The sequence below is a fragment of the Sphingomonas sp. BK345 genome (assembly GCF_014193845.1).
GTDB lineage: Bacteria > Pseudomonadota > Alphaproteobacteria > Sphingomonadales > Sphingomonadaceae > Sphingomonas.
In genome coordinates this window covers 122,744-144,829 of sequence record NZ_JACHZX010000004.1, presented here as the reverse complement: position 1 = coordinate 144,829, position 22,086 = coordinate 122,744, and the positions used below count along the sequence as shown (strand labels likewise).

21 protein-coding genes and 1 tRNA gene are annotated in these 22,086 nt (G+C 69.2%); 4 read left to right on the top strand and 18 right to left on the bottom strand.

Annotated elements, in window-relative coordinates; genetic code table 11:
• Window positions 1-18: 18 nt before the first annotated feature.
• The 9 genes from FHY03_RS14080 to FHY03_RS14040 are packed head-to-tail and all read right to left on the bottom strand — an operon-like array spanning window position 19 to window position 7,175.
• Window positions 19-318, bottom strand: coding sequence for a hypothetical protein (locus FHY03_RS14080; protein WP_183919781.1), 300 nt, complete (start codon window positions 316-318; stop codon window positions 19-21).
• Window positions 315-1,316: a chemotaxis protein CheB gene (locus FHY03_RS14075; protein ID WP_183931451.1), complete on the bottom strand. Its 1,002-nt coding sequence runs from the start codon at window positions 1,314-1,316 to the stop codon at window positions 315-317. Before FHY03_RS14075 ends, FHY03_RS14080 begins: the two co-directional genes overlap by 4 nt.
• Window positions 1,317-1,363: 47 nt before the next feature.
• Entirely contained in the window at window positions 1,364-1,804 is a 441-nt protein-coding gene (locus FHY03_RS14070; RefSeq protein WP_132907593.1) for a chemotaxis protein CheW, read from the bottom strand.
• Window positions 1,805-1,830: 26 nt separating this feature from the next.
• Window positions 1,831-2,205, bottom strand: a complete 375-nt coding sequence (locus tag FHY03_RS14065; protein ID WP_183919785.1) for a response regulator — start codon at window positions 2,203-2,205, stop codon at window positions 1,831-1,833.
• Between the two features lie 29 nt (window positions 2,206-2,234).
• Window positions 2,235-2,789, bottom strand: a complete 555-nt coding sequence (locus tag FHY03_RS14060; protein WP_183919787.1) for a chemotaxis protein CheD — start codon at window positions 2,787-2,789, stop codon at window positions 2,235-2,237.
• Window positions 2,786-3,805 carry a chemotaxis response regulator protein-glutamate methylesterase gene (locus FHY03_RS14055; protein WP_183919789.1) on the bottom strand — a complete coding sequence of 340 codons (1,020 nt, stop codon included), beginning with the start codon at window positions 3,803-3,805 and terminating at the stop codon, window positions 2,786-2,788. Before FHY03_RS14055 ends, FHY03_RS14060 begins: the two co-directional genes overlap by 4 nt.
• Window positions 3,802-4,671, bottom strand: coding sequence for a protein-glutamate O-methyltransferase CheR (locus FHY03_RS14050; RefSeq protein ID WP_183931450.1), 870 nt, complete (start codon window positions 4,669-4,671; stop codon window positions 3,802-3,804). The genes FHY03_RS14055 and FHY03_RS14050 overlap by 4 nt, the downstream gene beginning before the upstream one ends.
• Complete coding sequence (locus FHY03_RS14045; protein WP_183931449.1) at window positions 4,668-6,881, bottom strand: chemotaxis protein CheA; 2,214 nt, start codon at window positions 6,879-6,881, stop codon at window positions 4,668-4,670. Before FHY03_RS14045 ends, FHY03_RS14050 begins: the two co-directional genes overlap by 4 nt.
• Window positions 6,882-6,914: 33 nt before the next feature.
• Window positions 6,915-7,175 carry an STAS domain-containing protein gene (locus tag FHY03_RS14040; RefSeq protein WP_183919795.1) on the bottom strand — a complete coding sequence of 87 codons (261 nt, stop codon included), beginning with the start codon at window positions 7,173-7,175 and terminating at the stop codon, window positions 6,915-6,917.
• A 374-nt stretch (window positions 7,176-7,549) separates the two neighbouring features.
• Between FHY03_RS14040 and FHY03_RS14035 the strand changes: the two genes are divergently transcribed.
• From FHY03_RS14035 to FHY03_RS14025, 3 genes are all read left to right on the top strand, one after another.
• On the top strand, window positions 7,550-8,557 hold the full coding sequence (locus FHY03_RS14035) for a DUF2332 domain-containing protein (protein ID WP_221190212.1): 1,008 nt from the start codon (window positions 7,550-7,552) through the stop codon (window positions 8,555-8,557).
• A 107-nt stretch (window positions 8,558-8,664) separates the two neighbouring features.
• Window positions 8,665-11,238 (top strand): TonB-dependent receptor, encoded by a 2,574-nt coding sequence (locus tag FHY03_RS14030; RefSeq protein ID WP_183931447.1) that lies wholly within the window; start codon window positions 8,665-8,667, stop codon window positions 11,236-11,238.
• A gap of 119 nt (window positions 11,239-11,357) precedes the next feature.
• Window positions 11,358-13,196: a methyl-accepting chemotaxis protein gene (locus FHY03_RS14025; protein ID WP_183931446.1), complete on the top strand. Its 1,839-nt coding sequence runs from the start codon at window positions 11,358-11,360 to the stop codon at window positions 13,194-13,196.
• Between the two features lie 371 nt (window positions 13,197-13,567).
• Here FHY03_RS14025 and FHY03_RS14020 read toward each other — a convergent pair whose 3' ends face one another.
• From FHY03_RS14020 to FHY03_RS14005, 4 genes are all read right to left on the bottom strand, one after another.
• Complete coding sequence (locus FHY03_RS14020) at window positions 13,568-13,726, bottom strand: hypothetical protein (RefSeq protein WP_183919803.1); 159 nt, start codon at window positions 13,724-13,726, stop codon at window positions 13,568-13,570.
• A gap of 176 nt (window positions 13,727-13,902) precedes the next feature.
• Entirely contained in the window at window positions 13,903-15,351 is a 1,449-nt protein-coding gene (locus tag FHY03_RS14015; protein ID WP_183931445.1) for a globin-coupled sensor protein, read from the bottom strand.
• A gap of 83 nt (window positions 15,352-15,434) precedes the next feature.
• On the bottom strand, window positions 15,435-16,865 hold the full coding sequence (locus FHY03_RS14010; RefSeq protein ID WP_183919807.1) for a methyl-accepting chemotaxis protein: 1,431 nt from the start codon (window positions 16,863-16,865) through the stop codon (window positions 15,435-15,437).
• 328 nt (window positions 16,866-17,193) lie between these two features.
• A tRNA-Arg gene (locus tag FHY03_RS14005) sits at window positions 17,194-17,270 on the bottom strand.
• A gap of 58 nt (window positions 17,271-17,328) precedes the next feature.
• On the opposite strand from FHY03_RS14005, the gene FHY03_RS14000 reads away from it, so the two are divergent.
• Complete coding sequence (locus FHY03_RS14000) at window positions 17,329-18,075, top strand: queuosine precursor transporter (protein ID WP_183931589.1); 747 nt, start codon at window positions 17,329-17,331, stop codon at window positions 18,073-18,075.
• Window positions 18,076-18,104: 29 nt separating this feature from the next.
• Here the strand turns inward: FHY03_RS14000 and purQ are convergent, their stop codons facing one another.
• The 5 genes from purQ to FHY03_RS13975 all read right to left on the bottom strand — a co-directional run bounded on the left by purQ (window position 18,105) and on the right by FHY03_RS13975 (window position 22,044).
• On the bottom strand, window positions 18,105-18,773 hold the full coding sequence (purQ, locus tag FHY03_RS13995; protein WP_183931444.1) for a phosphoribosylformylglycinamidine synthase subunit PurQ: 669 nt from the start codon (window positions 18,771-18,773) through the stop codon (window positions 18,105-18,107).
• Window positions 18,770-19,000 carry a phosphoribosylformylglycinamidine synthase subunit PurS gene (gene purS / locus FHY03_RS13990; protein WP_183919811.1) on the bottom strand — a complete coding sequence of 77 codons (231 nt, stop codon included), beginning with the start codon at window positions 18,998-19,000 and terminating at the stop codon, window positions 18,770-18,772. Before purS ends, purQ begins: the two co-directional genes overlap by 4 nt.
• 61 nt (window positions 19,001-19,061) lie before the next feature.
• Window positions 19,062-19,841: a phosphoribosylaminoimidazolesuccinocarboxamide synthase gene (purC, locus tag FHY03_RS13985; protein ID WP_132907417.1), complete on the bottom strand. Its 780-nt coding sequence runs from the start codon at window positions 19,839-19,841 to the stop codon at window positions 19,062-19,064.
• A 101-nt stretch (window positions 19,842-19,942) separates the two neighbouring features.
• Window positions 19,943-20,845, bottom strand: a complete 903-nt coding sequence (locus FHY03_RS13980) for an alpha/beta hydrolase (protein WP_311721720.1) — start codon at window positions 20,843-20,845, stop codon at window positions 19,943-19,945.
• Entirely contained in the window at window positions 20,842-22,044 is a 1,203-nt protein-coding gene (locus FHY03_RS13975) for an OpgC family protein (RefSeq protein ID WP_183931443.1), read from the bottom strand. The genes FHY03_RS13980 and FHY03_RS13975 overlap by 4 nt, the downstream gene beginning before the upstream one ends.
• Window positions 22,045-22,086: the final 42 nt, after the last annotated feature.

Below are 22,086 nucleotides of genomic sequence, written 5' to 3'. Positions count from 1 at the left end.
CCGATTCCGCCGCTCGCGTCAGGCCGCGGCCGCTTGCTGCTCGAGCGTCGCCAGGGTCGAGCGGAGGCGGTCGACCATGTCCTGCAGGGTCACCGCGCCGAGGTCGGCGTCCGACGCGCCCTCGACGCGGAGCAGTGTGGCGACCGCGAGCTGGATCTGCGTGACATAGTCGATCCGCTGGATGCTCGCCATGTGGCGGCGCAGCGTCTCGCCGTTGCTGCCGAGATCGTAAGCGAGCTCGTTGAGTTCGTTCGAGGCGAACACCAGCTCTTCGGCCAGCGCCAGCGCGAGCGGTCGCGAGATCGCCCCCGCGCTCATTTCGAGCACATCTTGAGCACGCTCGTGACCAGCGCGTCCGTCGCGACCGGCTGCGACACCATCCCGCGCGCCAGCGTGTAGCCGCCCTCGTCCGACGGCGAGAAGGCATAGCCGCCCGCCGCGCTCAGCGCCTTGAGCCCGCCCGCACCGTCCTCGTTGGAGTCGAGCAGCAGCACGCCCACCGCGTTGCTCGCCGCGGCCTTGGCGGCCGAGGCGAACAAGAGCGAGATCGAGGGGCGCTCGCCGGCGACCGGGTCGCGCGGCAGCAGCCGCAGCGTGCCGTTGGGCCAGCTGTCGATCACCAGATGCGCGTCGCCGTGCGGGGCGAGATAGATCGTGCCCTGCTCTGGCTTCATCCCGTCCGCCGCGACCACGACCTTGGGCGCGACCTGCTCGGCGAGCTTCTCCGCCATGCTCTCGACCAGCCCAGGGCCAAGATGCTGCACCACCACGGTCGGTGGGCAGTTGGCCGGGAAGGTCGAGAAGAGATCGAAGATCGACTTCGTGCTCGACACGTCGCCGCCGACCAGCAGCAGGCGGCCGTTCCAGTCGATCGGAGGCGCCTTGGCGGTCCTGGGCGGCGCCTTGGGCTTGATGTCGGCCTTCTTCGCGGCCTTGAGTCGCTTGGCGAGCTTCGCGATGATCGCGTCCAGCTCGGCAGGGGCGGCGACGCGCGGCTTGGGGAAACAGTCGATCGCGCCGAGCCGCAGCGCCTCGATCGACTCGGCGGCGCCGTCCTGGGTGCGGGTCGAGAACATGATCACCGGCATCGGCTTGGTGTCCATGATCTCGGCGAGATACTCGAGCCCACTCATGCCCGGCATCTCGACGTCGAGCGTCATCACGTCGGGCCAGGTCGAGGCGACCAGCGCGCGCGCCTCGGCCGCGCCGTCGGCCATGCCGACCACCTCCACGCCCGGGATCCGCTCCAGCGCACCCGAGATCAGCGCGCGCATGGTCAACGAATCGTCGACCACCAATACTTTCGTTCCAGCCATGACCTCGTCCTAGGCGAAAAGCGTAAACGTAACTTTTATCACGTAGATCAGGCAGCGTCCGCCATCACGCTGCGCTCCACCAGCCGCTCCAGCGCGAGCACCAGGATCAGCCGCTGGTCGATCGTCGCCAGGCCGTCGAGGAACTGCGCCGCCGCGGCGTCGCCCATGTCGGGCAGCGGCTGCATGTCCTCGGTCTGCACCGTGACGATGTCGTTCACCGCGTCAACGATGATGCCCTGGAGCTGCTCGCCGATCCGCACGACGATGATGACGTGGCGCGCGGTCGGGTCGGTGACGCCCCAGCCGAGCCGGTGACGCAGGTCGAGCACCGGCAGCACCACGCCGCGCAGGTTGACGACGCCGCGCACGTGGCTGGGCACGTTGGGCAGCGGCGTGGCGGGCGACCAGGCGCGGATCTCGCGGATCGCCATGATGTCGACGCCCAGATGCTGGTCGCCGAGCTGGAAGGTGATGAGCTGACGGGACATGGGTGGCTCCTCGGATACGCTGGAGATCAGTGCAGCACGCGCCGGATCGCGGCGGCGAGCTTCTCGGGGTGGAAGGGCTTGACGATCCAGCCGGTGGCGCCGGCGTCGCGCGCGCGCTGCTTCTTCTCCTCCGAACTCTCGGTGGTGAGCACCAGGATCGGCAGCGAGCGGCGACCGTCGGCGCGGACCTGCTCGATCAGCCCGAAACCGTCCATGCGCGGCATGTTGATGTCGGTGATGAGCAGATCGGGCTCCTCCTCGGGCTCGAAATTCTGCAGCGTCTCGAGCGCGTGCACCCCGTCCTCGGCCTCGACGACATTGTAGCCGAGATCGGTCAGCGCCGCTCGCAGCAGCATCCGCATGCTGGGCGAGTCGTCCACGGTCATGATCGTCTTGGTCACGGGAAAGGGCTCCTGGGCAATTCGGGAAATCAGAAGAACTCGACGTCGCCGACATGGGCGATCGCGGAAACGGGGGCGGGGGCGACGCGCAGCAGCGGCGGCGGCGCGCCCTCGGTGACGACGCGACAGCGCGCGAGACCCAGTGCGGCGCGGAACTCGACCCGTCGCGCGCCATTGCCGCCGACGTCCTCGCCGACCAGCGGGATCTTCTCGTCACGCAGGAAACGCCGAGCGAAGGCGATATTGTCGCCGCCGATGTCGCGGAAGCCGGAGCGCATCGTCGCGCCGCCGAAGATGCGCGCCTTCATGCGCGACCGTACCGCGCCCATCGAGAGCATGGCGTTGATCAGCACTTCCATGGCGTAGACACCGTAGCGCTGCATCGAGGCGGGATCGGACACATTCCCCTCGGCTAACAGGTAATGGTTAAGGCCTCCCACCTTCGCGACCGGATCGTAGAAGCAGGCGGCGACGCAGCTACCCAGAACGGTGGTCAGCACCACGTCCTCGCGGTCGCTGACCTTGGTCTCGCCCTGCGCCACGGTGAGGCGACGGAAGCCGTCGCGGAGCGTGATGCTGTTCATGCGCGGCACTCTTGCAACAGCCGCGGCGCGATGCGGCGCAGCGGCAGCTGCTGTACCACCGCGCCGATCCGATGCGCCACCGCCGGCATGCCGTAGACGACGCTGGTGGCCTCGTCCTGCCCGATCGTGACCGAGCCGGTCGTGCGCATCGCCAGCATGCCCTCGGCCCCGTCGGCCCCCATGCCGGTGAGCAGCGCACCTACCGCGTCCGCCCCAGCGCAGCGCGCGACCGAGTGGAACAAGGTGTCGACCGAGGGCTGATGCCCGCTCACCTTGGGGCCCTGAAGCAGGCGGCAGTGGCGCTTGCCGCCGCTGCCCGCCACTTCGAGATGACGGTCACCTCCCGGCGCGAGATACACCTTGCCGACCTGAAGCGGCGCGCCCGCGCGCGCCTCCTCCACGCTCGGGCGGCACAGCCGGTCGAGCCGCGCGGCGAAGCTGGCGGTGAAGCTCGCCGGCATGTGCTGGACGATCACCGTCGGCGGGCAGTTGGCGGGAAAGCCGGTGAGCAGCTCGATCAGCGCCTCGACCCCGCCGGTCGATGCGCCCACCGCGATCAGCGCATTGTCGCGCGGCCGATAGTCGCCGTCGATCGGTTCGCTCTTGGGCGGCAGCGGCGCGAGCCGGCGGCGCGTGCCCGAGGCGGCGCGGACCAGTGCGGGCAGGCGGATCGCCTCATTCTCACGGCGCAGCGCCAGCTTGTCGAAACACTCGAAGGCGCCGAGCTCGAGCGCGGCGATGCTAGCCTCCGCTCCGTCCGAGGTGAGGGTCGACAGCATCACCACCGGGGTCGGGCGCAGCCGCATCAACCGCTCGAGAAAGTCGAGCCCGTTCATGCCCGGCATCTCGATGTCGAGCGTGACGACGTCGGGATCGAGCTCCTTGATCTTGGCGCGCGCCTCCTCCGCGCTCGCGGCAGTGCCTACGACCTCGATCGCCGGATCCACCGACAGCGTGCGCCGGATCAGCGCCTGCATCGTGAGCGAGTCGTCGACGACGAGGGTACGGACGCTCATGCCGCCACCTTCAGATAAGCGGTGCGCCCGACGCTCTCGAAGCGGTGCGCGACCTCGTCGGCGAGCCGCTCGGAATGGCCGATGTAGAGCATGCCGCCCGTCTCCAGATGGTCAGCGAGCCGTGCTTGCAGACGCGCTTTCGTTGGTTCGTCGAAGTAGATCATCACGTTGCGGCAGCAGATCGCGTCGAAGCGGCCGCGCATCGGCCAGTTGCCGAGCAGGTTGAGCGGGCGGAACGCGATCGCGTCGCGCAGCATCGGATCGACCGTCTGGCGCTCGCTCGGACCGCTCAGCCAAGTGCTGCGCAGCGCCGGTGGCACGGTGCGCAGCGTCGCCGCCGGGTAGGTGCCGGCGCGCGCGGTGGCGAGCACGCTCGGTGACACATCGGTGGCGAGCAGCTTGAAGTCGGCGCGCAGCACGCGCTGCGCCAGCCCGCGGTCGGTGCCGAAGCTCGCCATCAGCCAGCTGTACGGTTCCTCGCCGCTGGAGCAGGCCGCCGACCACAGCCGCACGCGCCCCCCGCCGAGAACGCGCTGCGACAGCTTGGGCCACAGCCGCTCGACGAAGTCCTCGAAGTGATGCGCCTCCCGGAAGAAGGCGGTGTGGTTCGTGGTGATCGCGTCGAACATGCGCAGCCGCTCGTCGGCGTCCTGCTCGATCAGCTTGATGTAGGCGCCGACGCTGTCGAGCCCGCACGCGCGCACGCGCGGCGCGACACGCCCGTACACCAGCTGCGCCTTGCCATCGGGCAGCAGGATGCCGAGCTCGTCATAGACCATCCGCGAGATCGCCTGATGGTCCGCCGGCACGAAGTGGAACTCGCGCTTGAGCGACGACTCGCTGGGCAGGGCGATCGCGGGGATCATGCCGCGTGCGCCAGCACCGGTCGCGGCGTGCGGACGCGGTGCGCCGTCAGCGCGTCGACGTCGATGATCAGCGCGACCCGGCCGTCGCCGAGGATCGTCGCGCCGGCTAGGCCGTCGATCGCCTGGTAATTGGCCTCGAGGCTCTTCACCACCACCTGGCGCTGGTCCTGGATCGAGTCGACCAGCAGCGCGGCCTGGCCGTGGTCGGCCTCGACCACGATCAGCACCGCGTTGGCGGGGTCGCGCTCGCCGCCGCCGAGGCCGAGCTGCTCGGCCACCGGGTAGATCGGCACGTAGGAGCCGCGCACGTCGAGCACCGCGCCGTCCACGCCGATCGCCGTCACCGCCCCGTCGGTCGGGCGCAGGCTCTCGACGATATGGCTGAGCGGAATCACGAAGGTCTGGTCGCCGACGGTGACGATCATGCCGTCCACCACCGCGAGCGTCAGCGGCAGGCTGAGCGAGAAGCTCGACCCCGCGCCGAACTTCGACTGGATCCCGATGCGTCCGCCGAGCGCCTGGACGTTCTTGCGCACCACGTCCATGCCGACGCCGCGACCCGAGATATTCGAGACGGTCGCCGCGGTGGAGAAGCCCGGCGCGAAGATCAGGTTGTCGACCTCCTCGTCGCTCAGCACCGCGTCGGGCAGGATGATGCCGCGCTCGATCGCCTTGGCCCGGACGCGCGCGCGGTCGATGCCGCGGCCGTCGTCGCTGACGGTGATGACGATCCGACCCGAGTGGTGCGCCGCGGACAGCGTGACCACGCCCTCGGCCGGCTTGCCCGCCGCGATCCGCTCCTCCGGCGTCTCCAGCCCGTGGTCGACCGCATTGCGGATAAGGTGCGTCAGCGGCTCGCCGATCCGCTCGACCACGGTCTTGTCGACCTCGGTCATCTCACCCTCGATATCGAGGCGGACGCGCTTACCGGTCTCGCCCTCGAGCTCGCGGATGATGCGCGGCACGCGGCTGAACACGGTCTTCATCGGCTGCGCGCGGATCGCCATGGTGGATTCCTGCAGCTCGCGCGTCAGGTGATCGAGGTCGGTGAGCTCGGAGATGCCCGCCATGTTGTTCTCGGACAAACGCTGCGCCAGCATCGCCTGAGTGATCACCAGCTCGCCGACCAGGTTGACGAGCCGGTCCAGCTTGTCGAGGTCGACCCGGATCGTCTGTGCTACCGCGGTCGGCGCGGGCGCCACGACCGAGGCGACCACAGGCGCAGGCGGCGCCGGCTTGGGCGCGGGTGCCGCGGTCACCGGCGCCGCCGTGGGGGCAGGCGAGGGCGCCGGCGCGGCCGTCGCGGTCGGCGCGAGGGCGGCGGCTGCGGCGGGGGCGGCAGCGGGCGTCTCAGGCTCGTCCGCTACCACGGGCGCGGCGGTGCCGCGCGACAGCGTCACCGCGCAGCCGTCGGTGAACTCGAACACCGAGCGGATATCGTCCTCGTCCACGTTCGCCGGAACCGCGATCGACCAGGCGAGATAGGAGACCTCGGGATCGATCGAGGCGAGCGGCGGCAGCGCCGACACGTCGCACGACAGCACGCGCCCGCCCATGCGGACGAGCTCGCGCAGCAGCAGCAGCGGCTCGCCGCCGTTGTCGAGCGCGTTGGGAGTGGGCTTGAAGGTGACCAGCCAGTCCTGCGGCCCGGCCGCCGCCGGAGCGTCGGCAGCATACGGCTCCTCGGCGGGAGCGACATCGCCCAGCATCGCCATGAGGTCGTCGAAGTCGTCGCCCAGGCTGATGGGGGCGGGGGTGAAGGCGATCTCGTCCTCGGCCTCGGCCGCTGTCGGCGCCACGGCGGCCGCGGGTGCGGCGATCTCGGCGGCCTCGTCGCCGCTCGCGGCCGCGATCAGCCGCGCCAGCATCACCGCGTCATCGGGCGCCTCGCCCGAGTCGCGCGCCGCGGCGACATGGTCCGCGAGCATGTCGAAGGCGGCGACGATCAGGTTGGTGAGCGCCGGAGTGAGCGTCAGCGCGCCGCTGCGGAGCAGGTCGAGCAGCGTCTCATATTGATGCGTATAGGCCTGGAGCCGTTCGTGCCCGAACGCGCCCGCGCCGCCCTTGATCGAGTGGACCGCTCGGAAGATGCCGTTGATCGTCTCGGCGTCATAATTTTCGGCACGCAGCGCGGCGAACGCGCTTTCCATGCCGGCCAGGCCTTCCTCGCACTCCTGGAAGAAGATCTGCTGGATTGCGTCGAGATCCAAGACGTCTGCTCCTGTGAACCGGGCGGCGCGCGCTTAGGCGGCGGAGAGGTCGACCGCGGCGAGCGCGGCGGCGTCGGCGAAGGGGATGCTGACCGCGGTCAGCGCGAAGCTCTGCCCCTGCGCGACCGCGGCAGCGCGCGCGGCGATCAGGACCTGCAGGCAGGCCTGTCCGATCTGCTCCACCGCGCTGCCGTCTATCGTGAGCGGCTGCGCCTGCTCGACCAGCTTCTTCAGCGCGACGCGGAGCGGCGGCGCGGCCGCGGTGTCGAGACGGGGAGGCAGCACGTACGCCATGGCGAAATCCTGGTCAGTCGGGCGGGAGGTCGCGTCGGAAGCATCGCTCGCCGCGGCGAGGACCAGCCGACACCTGTCCCATCCCCCAATATAGCGCGTTGGGCGACCGGGTTGGTCCCGGGCGGTGCCGCTGCGCCGACTTCCTCATGGACGTGCCGTCCTAAAATGACGTTAAACACGGTTTCGGCGAGAATGATTGCACGGACGGGGCTGAGCTGGCACGGCCGGGAGCGGTCGAGCAAGAGATCGGTGCGGTTAAGTGGATGGAAAGCACTTTCCAGCACTGTTTGGCTCCGCGCGCGGCGCTGTCGCTCCAGTGGATAGACTGACGGGTGTTTGAGCAACTTCTTGATTTCGAGCCCGACGCTGGAGAATTGCGGCGTCAGGCCCAGGTGGCGCGGACGATCGGTTCGCCCGTCGTCGCGGCGGTACTCGAATCGGGCGCGCGCCAGCTGGCGCGGGCGCCGCTCACCGCGGCGGTGTTCGCGCGCTGGCCGGGCGACCGTGCCGCCGCGGCGCTGGCGATGCGCTTCAACGCCGCGCTGCACGCGCTGGCGCGGCGCGACACGCCGGCACGGCTCGGCGCGCTGTACCGCGGCGAGCACCGCGACGTCGACGGCGCGATCGGCGAGGCGCTCGCCGCGCATGATGCCTTCATCGCCGAGTGGATGCAGCATACGCCGCAGACCAACGAGGTCGGGCGCGCGGCGGCGATCCTCGCCGCGCTCAAGGTCGTGCGCGCGCGCTTCGACCTGCCGGTCGAGCTGCTCGAGATCGGCGCCAGCACCGGCCTCAACCTCAACTTGCATCGCTACGCCTACGACCTCGGCGGAGTCGCGGCGGGCGACCCCGCCTCGCCCGTCCGGATCGCGCCCGACTGGCGGGGTCCGCCGCCGCCCGATGCCGCGGTCGAGCTGGTCGCGGCGCGCGGCGTTGACCTGGCGCCGCTCGATGCGGCGGATGCCGCCACGTGCGAGCGGCTGATGGCCTTCGTCTTCGTCGATCAGTCGGCACGGTCGCGGCGCCTCGAGAGCGCGTTGGCGCTGGCACGACGGTGGCCGCCGCGGGTGGAGCGCGGCGACGCCGTGGCATGGCTGGGCGACCGGCTCGTCGAGCCGGCGCCGCCGGGCCGCTGTCGCGCGATCGTCCACTCGATGGTGACGCAATATCTGGGCGCGCCCGCGCGCGCCGAGCTCGACGCGGTGATCGCCGCCGCCGGTGCGGCGGCGACGCGCGAGCGACCGCTGGTGCGCATCGGCTTCGAGTGGACCGCAGACCGTGCCGCGGTGTTGCTGACGCTCACCAGCTTCCCGGGCGGTGAGGCGCAGGTGCTGGCGGAGTGTCACCCCTATGGCGCCGCGATCACGTGGCTCGGTCGTTAAGTTGCTCGTTAAGCACGTGCTGCGACGCATCACGATGAAATCGCATAGTAAGGTCGCGTAACCTAGGCGAAACGGGTAAGTTGCTCCCGGTCAATACAAGATGCGAATTGGACTTCCGTCTATCTATCCTTTGTCGCTGCCGATGCGCGAAGCGCCGCGGTGCTGCGGTTCAGGGAGAAGAGATAGTGAGGATCATTCGGTTTTTATTTCTCACAACAGCGGCTTCGGCGCTGATGGTGCCGACGGTGGTGACCGCCGAGGCGCCGCCGAGCGCGCCCAGCAACGATACGGTGAGCACCGGCGTGGCGCGCGCGCGGGACCCGCTGGACAGCGCCACCTCGACCAGCGTGCTCCACGAGGAGGACGTCGAGCGGCTCGGCGCGCGTGGCGTGGGCGACCTGCTCCGCGACGTGCCTGGCCTGCGCTCCGACGCGTCCGGCGGCGAGGGCAATGGGACGCTGACGGTACGCGGCCTGCCCGCCGCCTCGAGCGGCGCCAAGTTTATCCAGGTACAGGAGGACGGCCTTCCCGTCCTGGAGTTCGGTGACATCTTCGGCGCCGCGGGTGTCGATCTCGTGCGAACCGATCTGACCCTGTCGCAGGTCGAGGTGATCCGTGGCGGCTCGGCGTCCACCTTCGCGTCGAACTCGCCCGGCGGCGTGATCAATTTCATTCCGAAGACGGGCGAGGTGCAGGGCGGCGCGGTCGCGCTCGGCAGCGGGCTCGACTATCGCTCGTCGCGTGCGGACGTCACCTATGGCGGTCCGCTCGGTGACGGCTGGCGCTTCCAGGCCGGCGGCTTCTTCCGCCAGGGCCAAGGACCGCGCCGCACCGGCTATGATGCGCAGAGAGGGGGGCAGCTCAAGTTCAACGTCACCCACGATCTGGGCAGCGGTTACGTGCGCCTCTATGGCAAATATCTGAACGATCGTACGCCCTTCTACGACGTCGTGCCCTTCTTCTACGGCGGCACGGATGACCGGCCGAAGCTGACCCGGATCAAAGGCTTCGACGCGCTGCACGACGCGCTCGCGTCGCGCTACCTGCGGGATTTCCTGCTGCTGGACCGACGCAATAACGTGATATCCGCCGACCTGCGCGACGGGCAGCACCTGCGCGAGCGCGTGGTCGGTGTGGAGGCGCAGTTCGATCTCGGCGGCTGGCTGGTGCAGGAGCGGCTGCGCTACTCGGGCGTGGACGGCGTCGTCACGGTGCCGTTCACCAGCGCCTATAGCGAGATCAACGATGGGGTCGACGAGATCACCGACACCTTCGATCGATCGCTCGGAGGCAAGGCGGTCTTTGCCTCGGGTCCGCTCAGCGGCCGGACGATCGTCTCCAGTCGCGCTAATCCCCTGAACGGCAACGGGCTTAGCGCCGCCGTCGTCATGCTCCACCTGCCGATCCACAGCTACGACGACGTGACGAACGAAGTGCGTATCAGCCGGCTCTTGGACGTCGGTGCCGGCGAACTGACGGTGACGGCGGGCCTCTACACCGCACGTCAGACGATCGATCGTGATTCGTCGTGGGTCACGATGCTCACTGATCTGCGCGGCCACGGCAACTCGGCGCTGACCGACGTCGTAGCGAACAGCGGGAGGCTTCTCACCGATCGTGGCGTGCTCCTGTACCTGAACGCCTTCGATCCGCCGCTGCGCCGCTCCGTGCAGACGGACAATGCGATCAGTGCCCCGTTCGCCTCGCTCAACTATCACGCCGGCAAAATCTCAATCGGCGGCAGCGTCCGTTACGATCAAGGAAGTGCAGTCGGGCAAACGTGGGGTCCGAATGGCGCCGGACGCTTGCCTGAGATCCCACTCGACATAAACCGTGACGGCAGCTTGTCGACGCCGGAAATCAGAGTGCAAGCGACCGATTTCCTGGCGCCGGCGCCGGTCAACTATCGCTACCATTACCTCTCCTATTCGAGCGGTATCACCTATCGCGTGATCGAGCCTTTGGCCGTGTTCGCGCGCTACAGCCTTGGCGCGCGCACACCCGCCACGCGCCTTCTGTTCCACGGCGAACTCGACGCCCACGGCTCATTACGCGACCGGTCGGCCGCGGTGAACAGTGTCCGTCAAGCCGAGGCGGGCGCGAAATATCGTAGCGAGACCTTCGTGCTCAATCTCACCGGCTTTTGGGCGACCACCTTCGACGACAATTACGACCAGATACGGGACCGTCCGATCCAGCGCGACTATGTGGCGAAGGGGCTCGAACTGGAGGGTTCATTGCGCGTGGGCCTCTTCGGTCTTCGCGGTGGAGCGACCTATACCGATGCCAAGATCGACAAGGACTATCTTAACTCCAGTTTGGACGGCCACGCGCCGCGCGCACAGCCCAAGTTGCTCTTCCAGGCCTCGCCCGAGATCGACCTCTCGCGAGTCGCGTTCGGCGCCACGTTCATCGGTGCGACGAGGAGCTTCGCGCAGGAGGAGAACCGGCTGGTCATACCGGCCTTCATCACCACCAGCGCGTTCCTGGAGGTGCGGCCGGCCGATCGACTGCGCGTGATCGTCAATGCCAGCAACCTCTTCGATACCGTCGCGCTGGGCGGTCTCGACGCGCCGTCGTCACCGTCCGCGGACAGCCAGGGCGTGGAGGGTACCCCCTTGGTCGGGGCGCGTCCGCTGACCGGACGGACGATTTCGGCGACTGTGCGTCTCGATTTTTAACCAATTTGGGTCATCCCGCCGTCACGCGCGGGATGGCCCCCGCCTCGCATCATAAAAGGGGACGACCGAGTGAGGCAGCACGGCCGAGCGGACGAAGGGATCCTATGATGATCAGGGGAATGAGCATCCCCCGCAAGCTGGCGATGTCGTTCTTCGTCATCATCGGCACCGCGGCGGTGATGCTCGCGGTGTTCTTCGCCAACGTCTGGATGATCCGCGACGCGACCGAGGACAATAATCGCGCGCAGACGATCTACGCCAAGGCGCTGACGCTCGAGACCTCGCTGTTGCGCGAGAACAGCCAGCTGCGCGGCTATCTCGTCACCGGCGACAAGAGCTATCTGAAATCCTACGACGAGGCGCGCACGGAATATGACCGCGCCGCGGCGGAGCTCGACACGCTCCTGACCGATCCGACCGAGCACCGCCTGTTCGAGACCGGGCGCGGCGAGGCGATGAAATGGCGGCGTGACTGGAGCGACCGGCTGGTCGCGATGGTCAAGGCCGGGCAGCGCGAGGCGGCCGAACAGGTGGTGCGCGACGCCGGCAAGGCGGTACTCACCAGCGCCGCGATCCTGCCGCTGCGCGACGTGCGAGATCGCGAAACCGAGGCGATGCAGCGCAACGCCGCGCGGCAGGCGAACGCGCTCGCCCGCGCGACGGTCGCGCTGGTGATCGGCGGACTGGTGTTGATCGCGGTGGCGGTGGTGCTGGCAGTGATGCTCAGCCGCAGCATCGCGCGCCCGATCAGTTCGCTGACCAGACGGATGGCCGATCTGGCGAACGGCAAACTCGACATCAGCGTGCCGGCCGATCGGCGCGATGAGCTGGGTGACATGGCGCGTGCCGTGATCGTCTTCCGCGACGCGGCGCGTGCCAAGCTGACCGCTGACACCGAGCGGGAGCAGGCGATGACCGCGATCGGGGACGGTCTGCGCCGGCTCGCCGACGCCGACCTGACCGCGCGGCTCACGGACGTGCCGCGCTCGTTCGAGCAGATCGCGCACGACTTCAACGACGCGGTCGGCAAGCTGTCCGACCTTACCAAGAACGTGCGCGGCAGCGTCCACACGATCAAGCGCAACGCCGACGAGATCAGCCAGGCGGCGCGTGCGCTCTCCGGGCGGAGCGAGCAGCAGGCCGCCAGCCTGCGCGAGACTGCCGCGGCGATGGACGAGATCACCGCGACCGTGCGCACGGGTGCGACCAACGCCGCCAACGCGAACAGCGCGATGGCCGAGGCGCGCAGCGAGGCGGAGCAGGGTGGGGCGGTGGTGCGCCAGTCGGTGCAGGCGATGAACGGGATCGATCAGGCCAGCCGCGAGATCGCCGACATCATCAGCGTGATCGACGGCATCGCCTTCCAGACCAATCTGCTGGCGCTCAACGCGGGAGTCGAGGCGGCGCGCGCGGGCGACGCGGGCCGGGGTTTCGCGGTCGTCGCGTCCGAGGTTCGCGCGCTGGCACAGCGATCCGCCGACGCCGCCTCGGACGTGAAGTCGCGCATCCTCTCGGCAATCGAGCACGTCCAGTCGGGTGTCGAACTGGTCGACGCCACCGGCAAGGCGCTCGATCGGATCATTGAGCGTGTGGTCAGCGTCAGCACGATCATGGGAACGATCGCGCGCTCGGCCGACGACCAGGCGCAGAGCCTCGGCCACGTCAATATCGCGATCGGCGAGATGGACTCGGTGACCCAGCAGAATGCCGCCATGGTAGAGGAATCGACCGCGGCGTCGCAGATGCTCGCGCACGAGGCCGAGCAGTTGGCAGGCGCGGTCGCGATCTTCACGATCGAGCAGGCGACCGCGCCGGAGGCGACGCGAGTCGCGCGGACGGCGACCGCACCGGTGCGCGGGTCGCGTCCGGTCGCGGTGGCGCGGCCGGCACGCGGTCCGATCCGCCTGGTGGCCAAGGGTGGGCCGGTGTCCAAGGAGGACGATTGGTCGTCCTTCTGAGCGCGATCGCCTCAGCCCGACGCGCGAGCGCCGTCTCGGTTGGTGCGCCGCGGTGTCCGCCGCACGCGAGCGCGACGCGAAGCTGTGCGCCGCGGCATGTGAGGAGCCGCACGCGGCTCGCGCGTCAGTGCGTCCCCGTCCGGCAAGCCAAGCTGCCGATAACCCTTCGCTGAATGGTTCTTTCGAAGCGCGGGACCGTCCCTGGTCGGGCGCACGCACGAATGCTCGGAGACGGGACGCCGCTCGCTCGATGATGGTGACGAGCGGGCTGAGGCAGATCGTCACTGGTCGCGCTCGCCGGATTGTCACTCCGTCAGGATCGAACGCGGGGCGGACGGTGCGGTGATTTCCGCGTGCCGACGTCTTGTCGGTCAGCGGCGCCAACATCTGTGAAACGTGACGATTGGCGCACTCGCGGCGACCACGATCGCGTCGGCGTTGGCGGCGTCACCCTGCGGCTCGCGCTCGCATGCGCGATGCTGCCGGCCAACCGTGCCGGCGAGGTGATGGATCGCCGTGGCGAAGCGCACCGCCGGTGGTCGAACCAGGTGGATGGTGAGAGTCGGCTTCGACCATCGCTATCGACCGCCGCTGCGCCACCCGACGCTCGCACGTCACCTCAACGCGATCATCGTCCCGTGACCGACACGCCGGGGTGGCCGAGCGGCACCGCGACCGCGCCTGCCGGCGCGACGCCGACCCGCGGTCAGGCCGCGCGGCGCTGGGTCGTCGCGGGCTGCGGCTGCCGTTCGACGGCGGCAGGGGCGCCCTCGTCCAGCCGGAAGGTGGAGACGCGACGGGTCAGTGCTTCGGCCTCCTCCGCCAGCCCGCGCGCGGCGGCGGTCGCCTGCTCGACCATCGCGGCGTTCTGCTGGGTCACACCGTCCATCTCGGCGACGGCCGTGTTGACCTGTTGCAACCCGGTCGCCTGATGGTCGGCCGAGGTCGCGATCGCGCCGACCAACGCGCTGATCTCGGCGATCCGCGCGATGATTCGCTCGAGCGCCTGACCGGTCTCGCTGACGAGCCCGACACCGGCGTCGACCTGATCGGTGGAGGCGGTGATCTTGGTCTTGACGTCGCGCGCCGCGTCCGCCGAGCGCTGTGCGAGCGCGCGGACCTCGGAAGCGACCACGGCGAAGCCCTTGCCCGCGTCGCCCGCGCGCGCCGCCTCGACGCCCGCGTTGAGGGCGAGCAGGTTGGTCTGGAAGGCGATTCCGTCGATCACGCTGATGATGTCGCTGATCTCGTGCGAGGCGCGCTCGATCCCGCCCATCGCCTCGACCGCGCGGCGCACCACGTCGCCCGACTGCTCGGCCTCGGCGCGCGTGTCGCGTACCACCGTGTTGGCGCGGGTCGCGCCGCTCGCGGTCTCGCGCACGGTGGCAGTGATCTGCTCCATCGCCGCGGCGGTCTCCTCAAGGCTGGCCGCCTGCTGCTCGGTGCGGCGCGACAGGTCGTCCGACGCGAGATTGATCTCACCCGAACCGATGGCGATGCGACCCGCCGCGCCGGTCACCTCCACCAGCGTGGCGCAGACGCGCCGCCGCATCGCCTCGAAGTCGCTCGCGAGTGCCTGATAGTCGCCGGGGAGCGCGGCCAGCGGGGTGGCGAAATCGCCGCGCGCCAGCGAGTCGAGCGCGCGGCCGAGCTTGTCGGTCACGTCCTTGCGCGCGGCCTGCTCGGCCTGGAAATAGGCGGCGAGTGCGACGTCCATGTCGAGCAAGGCGGTGCGCACCAGCAGCGCCGCGGCGGCGCGGCGCCGTGCCAACGGGCGCAGCGGTGACCAGCGCAGCAACCGTGGCAGCAGGTGATCGAGCACGCGGGCGTAGCTGCTGATGTACCAGGTCGGCGAGAGGCCGATCCGCGCGTGGACATGGCCGATCTGCGTGGCGCGCGCCTCATAATGCGTATCGGGCTCGCCGCCGAACAGCGCCTGCCAATGCTCCAGCTGCTTGGCGCGGGCGTGGTCCATCATGGCCTGCGAGCCGAACATCGCGGCGGCGGCCGGCTCGGCGCGGATCCTGTCGTACAGCTGATCCAAGGCGGCGGGGGCGTGCGCGTCGATCGCGCGCCGGATCGCGGGGAAGAGGCGATAGTGGGCGCGCGTGAAGCCGAAACGCGCGAGCTTGTCGGAGAAGATAGGAACGGACATCGGGCCCCCGTGGAAGTCTGCTGTCCATTCCTATCGATTTCAGGTTAACGATCGTTTGAGTACAGTGTTCGACTGACGTCGGATCAGAATTCCGACCAATCGTCCTGCGCCACCGCGAGCGCGGTACCGTTGGTGCCGGTCACGCTGCGCTGGCGCGCGCCGCGCGCGATCTCGCGGCCGGCGCTGGCCGCGCGCGACTGCAGCTCGTGGACCGGTGAGGCCGCGGGAACGATCGCGGTCGCGGGTCGGCTCTTGGTCAGGCGAAAGCGTGCCACCTGCGCCGCCAGCTGGGTGGCTTCGTCGGCCAGGCTACGCGCCGCCGCAGTAGCCTCCTCGACCATGGCGGCATTCTGCTGTGTCACCCCATCCATCTCGCTGACCGCCGTGTTGATCTGCTGCAGCCCGGTGGCCTGGTGCTTGGCCGAATTGGCGATCGTCGCCACCAGCGTGCTGATCTCGGCGATCCGGGCGATGATCCGCTCCAGCGCGCTGCCGGTCTCGCTGACGAGGCCGACTCCCGCGTCGACCTGCTCGGTCGAGGCGGTGATCTTGGCCTTGACGTCGCGGGCGGCGTCGGCCGAGCGCTGTGCCAGCGCGCGCACCTCGCTTGCCACCACCGCGAAGCCCTTGCCCGCGTCGCCCGCGCGCGCCGCCTCGACGCCGGCGTTGAGCGCCAGCAGATTGGTCTGGAAGGCGATGCCGTCGATGACGCTGATGATCTCGCTGATTTCGTTGGAGGCGCGCTCGATCCCCCCCATCGCCTCGACCGCGCGACGGACGACGCCGCCGGAATGCTCGGCCTCCTCGCGGGCGCCGGTGACGGCACGGTGCGCGCGATCGGCGCCATCGGCGGTCTCGCGCACGGTGGAGGTGATCTGCTCCATCGCCGCGGCGGTCTCTTCCAGGCTGGCGGCCTGCTGCTCGGTCCGCTGCGAGAGCTCGTCCGACGCGCTGCGAATGTCCGCCGCGCCATTGTCGATGCCCTGGCTGGCCGCGGTCACCGCGCCGAGAACGTCCGACATCGCCTCCATCGCGCGATTGTAGTCGAGGCGCAGACGATCGTAGTCGGCGTAGAAGGCGGTCTCGATACGATAGGTCAGATCGTTCGCGGCGAGCCGCTCGAGCCCCGTGCCGAGCGAAGTGACGACGACCCGTTGCGCCGCCGAGGATTCCTCCAGCGCGACGCCATTGCGGCGGAACACGTCCATCGCCTTGGTCATGCGGCCGACACAGTCGCCGTGATCGGTGTAGCGGATCGGCGTCGTGAAGTCGCCCTTGGCGAGTCCCTCCATGCGCACGACCGTGTCGACGTACGGATCACAGATCAGTTTGCGCGCGACCAGCGTCACGAACACGATCGCGGCCCAGGCGCCGCCCGCGACACCGAGCAGGCGCGCGTCCGCCGTCGCCCACGCCGTGGTTGCCACGGGGACGGCGGCCAGCGCGCCGAAGGCGAGCAGCAGCGCGGTGAATTTCGTCCGGATCGGCGCCTGCGCCTTGAACCAATGAATCATAGGGCTTCCTTCCCACCTTCCCGGGTCGGACCGCGTGGCGGACCACCTTCTCCAAGCTGCCGGTATACCGAATCAACTAAACTTAGGTAAATGTTCTGCTGCATAGAACGCAGGCGCGACGAGCAAGAAGAAGGCGATGTGCCAGAATAAGGATAGATGGTCCGAGCTGACCCAAAGTGACCGCGTCGACCGGGTTCTCGGCGGTTTTTCAGGAAATGCGTAGGAACTCAGGTAAGTCTTGATCCGGGCTGAACCTGGCAAGTGTCCAGATTAGTGAATCTGCGGGTAACGACGACAACTCACTAAGGTTGATCAAGAAACCGAGAGGTGGCGCGCCCGGAGGGACTTGAACCCCCGACCAAGGAGGTAGAAGCTCCTTGCTCTATCCAGCTGAGCTACGGGCGCCCGCCGATGCGCCTAGCGCGGATTGAAGCCGGAAGGAATGGCCGGCATGATCGCGCGCATGGCCGAGCCCCCGCATACCCCGCCGCCGACCGACGCCGCGCGCGTCGTCGCGGCGCATTTCCGCTACTATGACCTGGTGATGGCGGCGTTCGTCGCGATCCTGCTGCTGTCGAACGTGCTCGGCGCGGGCAAGGTCGCGCGGGTGGCGCTGCCCGGGATCGGCGACTGGCCGTTCGGCGCGGGGATCCTGTTCTTCCCGGTCAGCTATATCATCGGCGACGTGCTCACCGAGGTGTACGGCTATGGGCACGCGCGACGCGTGATCTGGGTCGGCTTCGCGGCCACCGTCTTCATGGCGGCGATGGCCTGGGTGGTGGTGGCGCTGCCGCCCGCGCCCGACTGGGGCAACCAGGCCGCCTATGAGGCGGTGTTCGGCCAGGTGCCACGGATCGTCTTCGCGAGCATGTGCGCCTTCTGGGCGGGCGAGTTCGTCAATTCCTACGTGCTCGCGCGGATGAAGGTGATGACCGAGGGGCGCCACCTCTGGATGCGCACGATCGGCTCGACCATCGCGGGGCAGGGGGTGGACAGCCTGATCTTCTACCCGCTCGCTTTCCTCGGCGCGCCGGGCTGGACGCCGCACCTGGTGGTGGTCGTGCTGTTCACGCAATGGGCGCTCAAGACCGGCTGGGAGGCGGTCCTGACGCCGCTGACCTATCTAGTGGTCGGCTGGCTCAAGCGGGTCGAGGGCGTCGACGTGTATGATCGCGACACGAACTTCACGCCGTTCCGCGCGCGGCTGTGAGCCGGGGACGCTTCACCGAGCGAGGCCGCTCAGACGCCCACGGCCTCCAGCAGCCCCTCGAACAACCGCCGACCGTCATCACCGCCATGCGCCGGCTCGACCCGACGCTCCGGGTGCGGCATCAGGCCGAGCACGTTGCCCTGCGCGCTCAGCACGCCCGCGATGTCGCGCGCGCTGCCGTTGACCGGCTCGGCGTAGCGGAAGGCGACCCGGCCCTCGCCCTCGAGCCGGTCGAGCGTGTCCGCGTCGGCGACGTAGTTGCCGTCATGATGCGCCACTGGGAAGACGACCCGCTCGCCCGCGGCATAGCGGCTGGTAAAGGCGCTCTGCGCGTTGTCGACCGTCAGGCCGACGTCGCGGCAGACGAAGTTGAGCCCGGCGTTGCGCATCAGCGCGCCCGGCAGCAGCCCCGCCTCGGTCAGCACCTGGAAGCCGTTGCACACGCCCAGCACGGGCAGGCCGCGCTGGGCGCCGCTCGCCACCGCCCGCATGATCGGCGACCGCGCCGCCATCGCGCCCGAGCGCAGATAATCGCCGTAGGAGAAGCCGCCGGGCACCGCGACCAGCCCGACGCCCTCGGGCAGCTCGGTGTCGCGATGCCACACCATCACCGGCACGCGCCCGGTCACCCGCTCGAGCGCGACCGCGATGTCGCGATCGCAGTTCGATCCCGGGAAGACGATGACCGCGGTCTTCACGCGCGCTCGATCCGGTAGTTCTCGATAACCGTGTTGGCGAGCAGCTGGCGGCACATCGAATCGACGTCGGCGTCGGACGTGCCCTCGGCGACGTCGAGCTCGATCAGCTTGCCGACGCGCGCGCCGGCGACGCCCTGGAAGCCGAGACCCGCGAGCGCGTGCTCGATCGCTTTGCCCTGAGGGTCGAGCACGCCGGGCTTGAGCGTGACATAGATGCGCAGTTTCATGGCTGCGCGCTATGCCGCGCCGCGCCGTGCGGGGCAACCTCCCACCGCGGCGCGGCCACGATCACTTGCCGCGGCGCTTGCGATGGCTCTCCATGTCGAGCACCGCGGTCTCGCCGCCCTCGGGAAATAGGCCGAGCCGGCGCGCGACCTCCTGATACGCCTCGACCTCGCCGCCCAGGTCGCGACGGAAGCGATCCTTGTCGAGCTTCTCGTTCGACTCCATGTCCCACAGCCGGCAGCCGTCGGGGCTGATCTCGTCCGCCAGGATGATGCGGCTATAGTCATTGTCCCAGATGCGGCCGAACTCGAGCTTGAAGTCGACCAGCCGGATGCCGACCCCGGCGAACAGGCCGCTGAGGAAGTCGTTCACCCGGATCGCCAAGTCGGCGATGTCGTGCATCTCGTCCTGGCTGGCCCAGCCGAACGCCGCGATATGCTCGTCCGAGATCATCGGGTCGCCGAGCGCGTCGTCCTTGTAATAATATTCGAGAATCGTGCGGGGCAGCTTGACGCCTTCCTCGATCCCGAGCCGCTTCGACAGCGAACCCGCGGCGACGTTGCGCACCACGACCTCGATCGGGACGATCTCGACCTGGCGGATCAGCTGCTCGCGCATGTTGAGGCGGCGGATGAAGTGGGTCGGCACGCCGATATGGTCGAGCAAGGTGAAGATATGCTCGCTGATGCGGTTGTTGAGCACGCCCTTGCCGTTGATCGTGCCCTTTTTCTGGGCGTTGAAGGCGGTGGCGTCGTCCTTGAAATATTGGATCAGCGTGCCGGGCTCGGGACCCTCGTAGAGGATCTTCGCCTTGCCCTCGTAGATCTGCCGCCGCCGTGCCATCGCTCACCCTCGGAAAAGGAGCGCCCCGGCGGAGCAGGTCGCGCGGCCGGGGCGGGAATCATGCGGCCTATAGGGGAAGGGCGGGGTGGCTGCAAATCGCCTTAGCGGGCGAAGGCGCGCGCGAGCAGTCGCTTGGTCTCGGCCCAGGCGGGGGTGTCAGGCGCGACCAGTTCGACATGACCCGTCGCGGGTACGGTGTGGAGCGTGACGTCGTCTCCCGCTGCCTCGGCGCGGGCGACATAGTCGGTGGCGAGGCGATAGGGGATGATACGATCCTCGCGGCCATTGACGAGGTCCTGCGCTACGCCGAGCGGCAGCAGCCGCGGCACCGACGTGTCGGCAAAAGGATCGCCGCGGCCACTGCCGACCAACCGCGCGATCACCTCGGTGCCGCAGCCATTGTCGGGGCTGGCGGCGGTCGCCTCCAGGTCGGGCAGGCCGCCGAGACTGATGACATGCGCGATCGGCAGCGGGTCCGCGCGGCGCAGCGGGCTGTTCGCGGGAAGGCGGGTTCGTCCCGCCAGCCACAGCGCGAGATGGCCGCCGGCGGAATGACCGACCGCGACGATGCGGCGCAGGTCGAGCCCGAGCGCCGGTCCTTCGGCACGCAGCAGGTCGGCCGCCGCGGCGGCGTCGGCGAACGTGCCGGGATAGCCGCCGCCGGCGCGATCGACGCCGCGATAGTCGATGTTCCACACCGCATAGCCGGCGCGGCGCAGGTCGTCGGCGACCCAGTCCATCAGGCGCCGGTCGGCGATCCCGGTCTGCCAGCAGCCGCCGTGGACCATCAGCACGGTGCGATACGGCCGCGCGCCGCCGCTGGGCAGCCACACGTCCACCTTCTGCATCGCGTCTTCGCCATAGGAGAGCGTCCGGTCGGGCGACGGGCGCGAGCGCCCGGTCAGGTCGGCCCAGGTGAGCGGTCGGTGCGGCGCGATCGGGGCGGTCATCGGCGCGGAGCATGACGCGAGCAGCAGCGCGGCGGCAAGCCCCGCGCGCGTCACGACGAGGCCTCGCTCGGGGTGCGGGTCGGCGCGGGGGCGGGGCGCTTGCCGCGCTCGCGCCACAGCGCGGGCAAGGTCAGCAGCGCCACGCCCGCCACCGCGCAGAGCGTCCGCGCCCAGACCGGGAAGGGGCCGTAGCGCTGGTCGACGTAGTACACGCCGTAGACGATCGCGACGTGCCACACATAGACGTAGAGCGAGTGCCGGCCGAGCAGCCGCAGGAAGGGCATCGAGAACAGCCCGCGCACGACTCCGGCGACCTGCCGCACCCAGGCACGCGCGTGCTGCGGGCCGGCGATCATCAGCCACGCCAGCCCGATCGCTACCGCGGCGAAATTGATGAGATAGACCAGGCTGAAGTCGGCGCGCACCTCGAGCAGCTCAATCCGCTTGATCACCGTGTCGGACAGGATGCCGCGGGCGGTGAGCAGCCGAATCGGCAGGAAGAACAGGCACACCGCCAGCGCGATCTTGGCGACGCCGCTGGCGTCCGGGCGGAACAGCCGGTGCCACTCGATCCGGCCCGAGGCGGTCAGTGCGCCCGCGATCATCCCGGAGAAGAATACGATCTGCCAGCCAAGCAGGTTGAAGCCGGCGCGCAGCCCCTGACCGTCCGAGGCGGTGAACCACCGGCCGAGCGGATCCGTCAGCGCGTGCTGGAAGCCGAGCTGCCCGGCCAGCCACAGCAATCCCGAGACGGTCGCCACCAGCGCGACCCGCCCATCGAGGCACAATTTCAGGATCGGCGGTGCCACCAGCATGTAGAGGACATATTGCGGCAGGATGTCCATCACCGTCGGTTGGAACACGAAGGTGGCGATCGCGAACAGCCGCAACGGCTCGCCGGTGAGGCTGGTATGGCCAAGCCAATTGCCCCACAGCCGCGCCGCGTCGGGCAGCACCAGCCGCGCGAGCAGCACCGCGATAACGATCCCCATGGCGTAGCGATACAGCTCGAAGGCACGCGCCCAGACCAGCCGGCTCGCCGCGGGCGCGCCGAGCTTGAGCATCTTGCGGCCATACACCAGCCCGATCATCAGCCCGGACAGGAAGACGAAGCCCTGTGCGTCCTCGACATAGGCGAATTGATTGTGATTGATCCGCTGCAACCACAGCTCGCCCTGGAAGACGAGATGGTTGATCAGCATGAAGACGAGGAAGAAACCGCGCAGGCCGTCGATCAATCCGTAACGTGGCAAACAGCGGCTCCCGTGCGCGGCGTGGGTGCGCGGCGGCCCGAG

Excerpts from the sequence above, each read along its gene's own strand:
- FHY03_RS14080 (WP_183919781.1), bottom strand. The coding sequence starts at position 318 with ATGAGCGCGGGGGCGATCTCGCGACCGCTCGCGCTGGCGCTGGCCGAA.
- FHY03_RS14075 (WP_183931451.1), bottom strand. The coding sequence starts at position 1,316 with ATGGCTGGAACGAAAGTATTGGTGGTCGACGATTCGTTGACCATGCGC.
- FHY03_RS14070 (WP_132907593.1), bottom strand. The coding sequence starts at position 1,804 with ATGTCCCGTCAGCTCATCACCTTCCAGCTCGGCGACCAGCATCTGGGC.
- FHY03_RS14060 (WP_183919787.1), bottom strand. The coding sequence starts at position 2,789 with ATGAACAGCATCACGCTCCGCGACGGCTTCCGTCGCCTCACCGTGGCG.
- FHY03_RS14055 (WP_183919789.1), bottom strand. The coding sequence starts at position 3,805 with ATGAGCGTCCGTACCCTCGTCGTCGACGACTCGCTCACGATGCAGGCG.
- FHY03_RS14050 (WP_183931450.1), bottom strand. The coding sequence starts at position 4,671 with ATGATCCCCGCGATCGCCCTGCCCAGCGAGTCGTCGCTCAAGCGCGAG.
- FHY03_RS14040 (WP_183919795.1), bottom strand. The coding sequence starts at position 7,175 with ATGGCGTACGTGCTGCCTCCCCGTCTCGACACCGCGGCCGCGCCGCCG.
- FHY03_RS14025 (WP_183931446.1), top strand. The coding sequence starts at position 11,358 with ATGAGCATCCCCCGCAAGCTGGCGATGTCGTTCTTCGTCATCATCGGC.
- FHY03_RS14015 (WP_183931445.1), bottom strand. The coding sequence starts at position 15,351 with ATGTCCGTTCCTATCTTCTCCGACAAGCTCGCGCGTTTCGGCTTCACG.
- FHY03_RS14010 (WP_183919807.1), bottom strand. The coding sequence starts at position 16,865 with ATGATTCATTGGTTCAAGGCGCAGGCGCCGATCCGGACGAAATTCACC.
- FHY03_RS14000 (WP_183931589.1), top strand. The coding sequence starts at position 17,329 with ATGGCCGAGCCCCCGCATACCCCGCCGCCGACCGACGCCGCGCGCGTC.
- purS (WP_183919811.1), bottom strand. The coding sequence starts at position 19,000 with ATGAAACTGCGCATCTATGTCACGCTCAAGCCCGGCGTGCTCGACCCT.
- purC (WP_132907417.1), bottom strand. The coding sequence starts at position 19,841 with ATGGCACGGCGGCGGCAGATCTACGAGGGCAAGGCGAAGATCCTCTAC.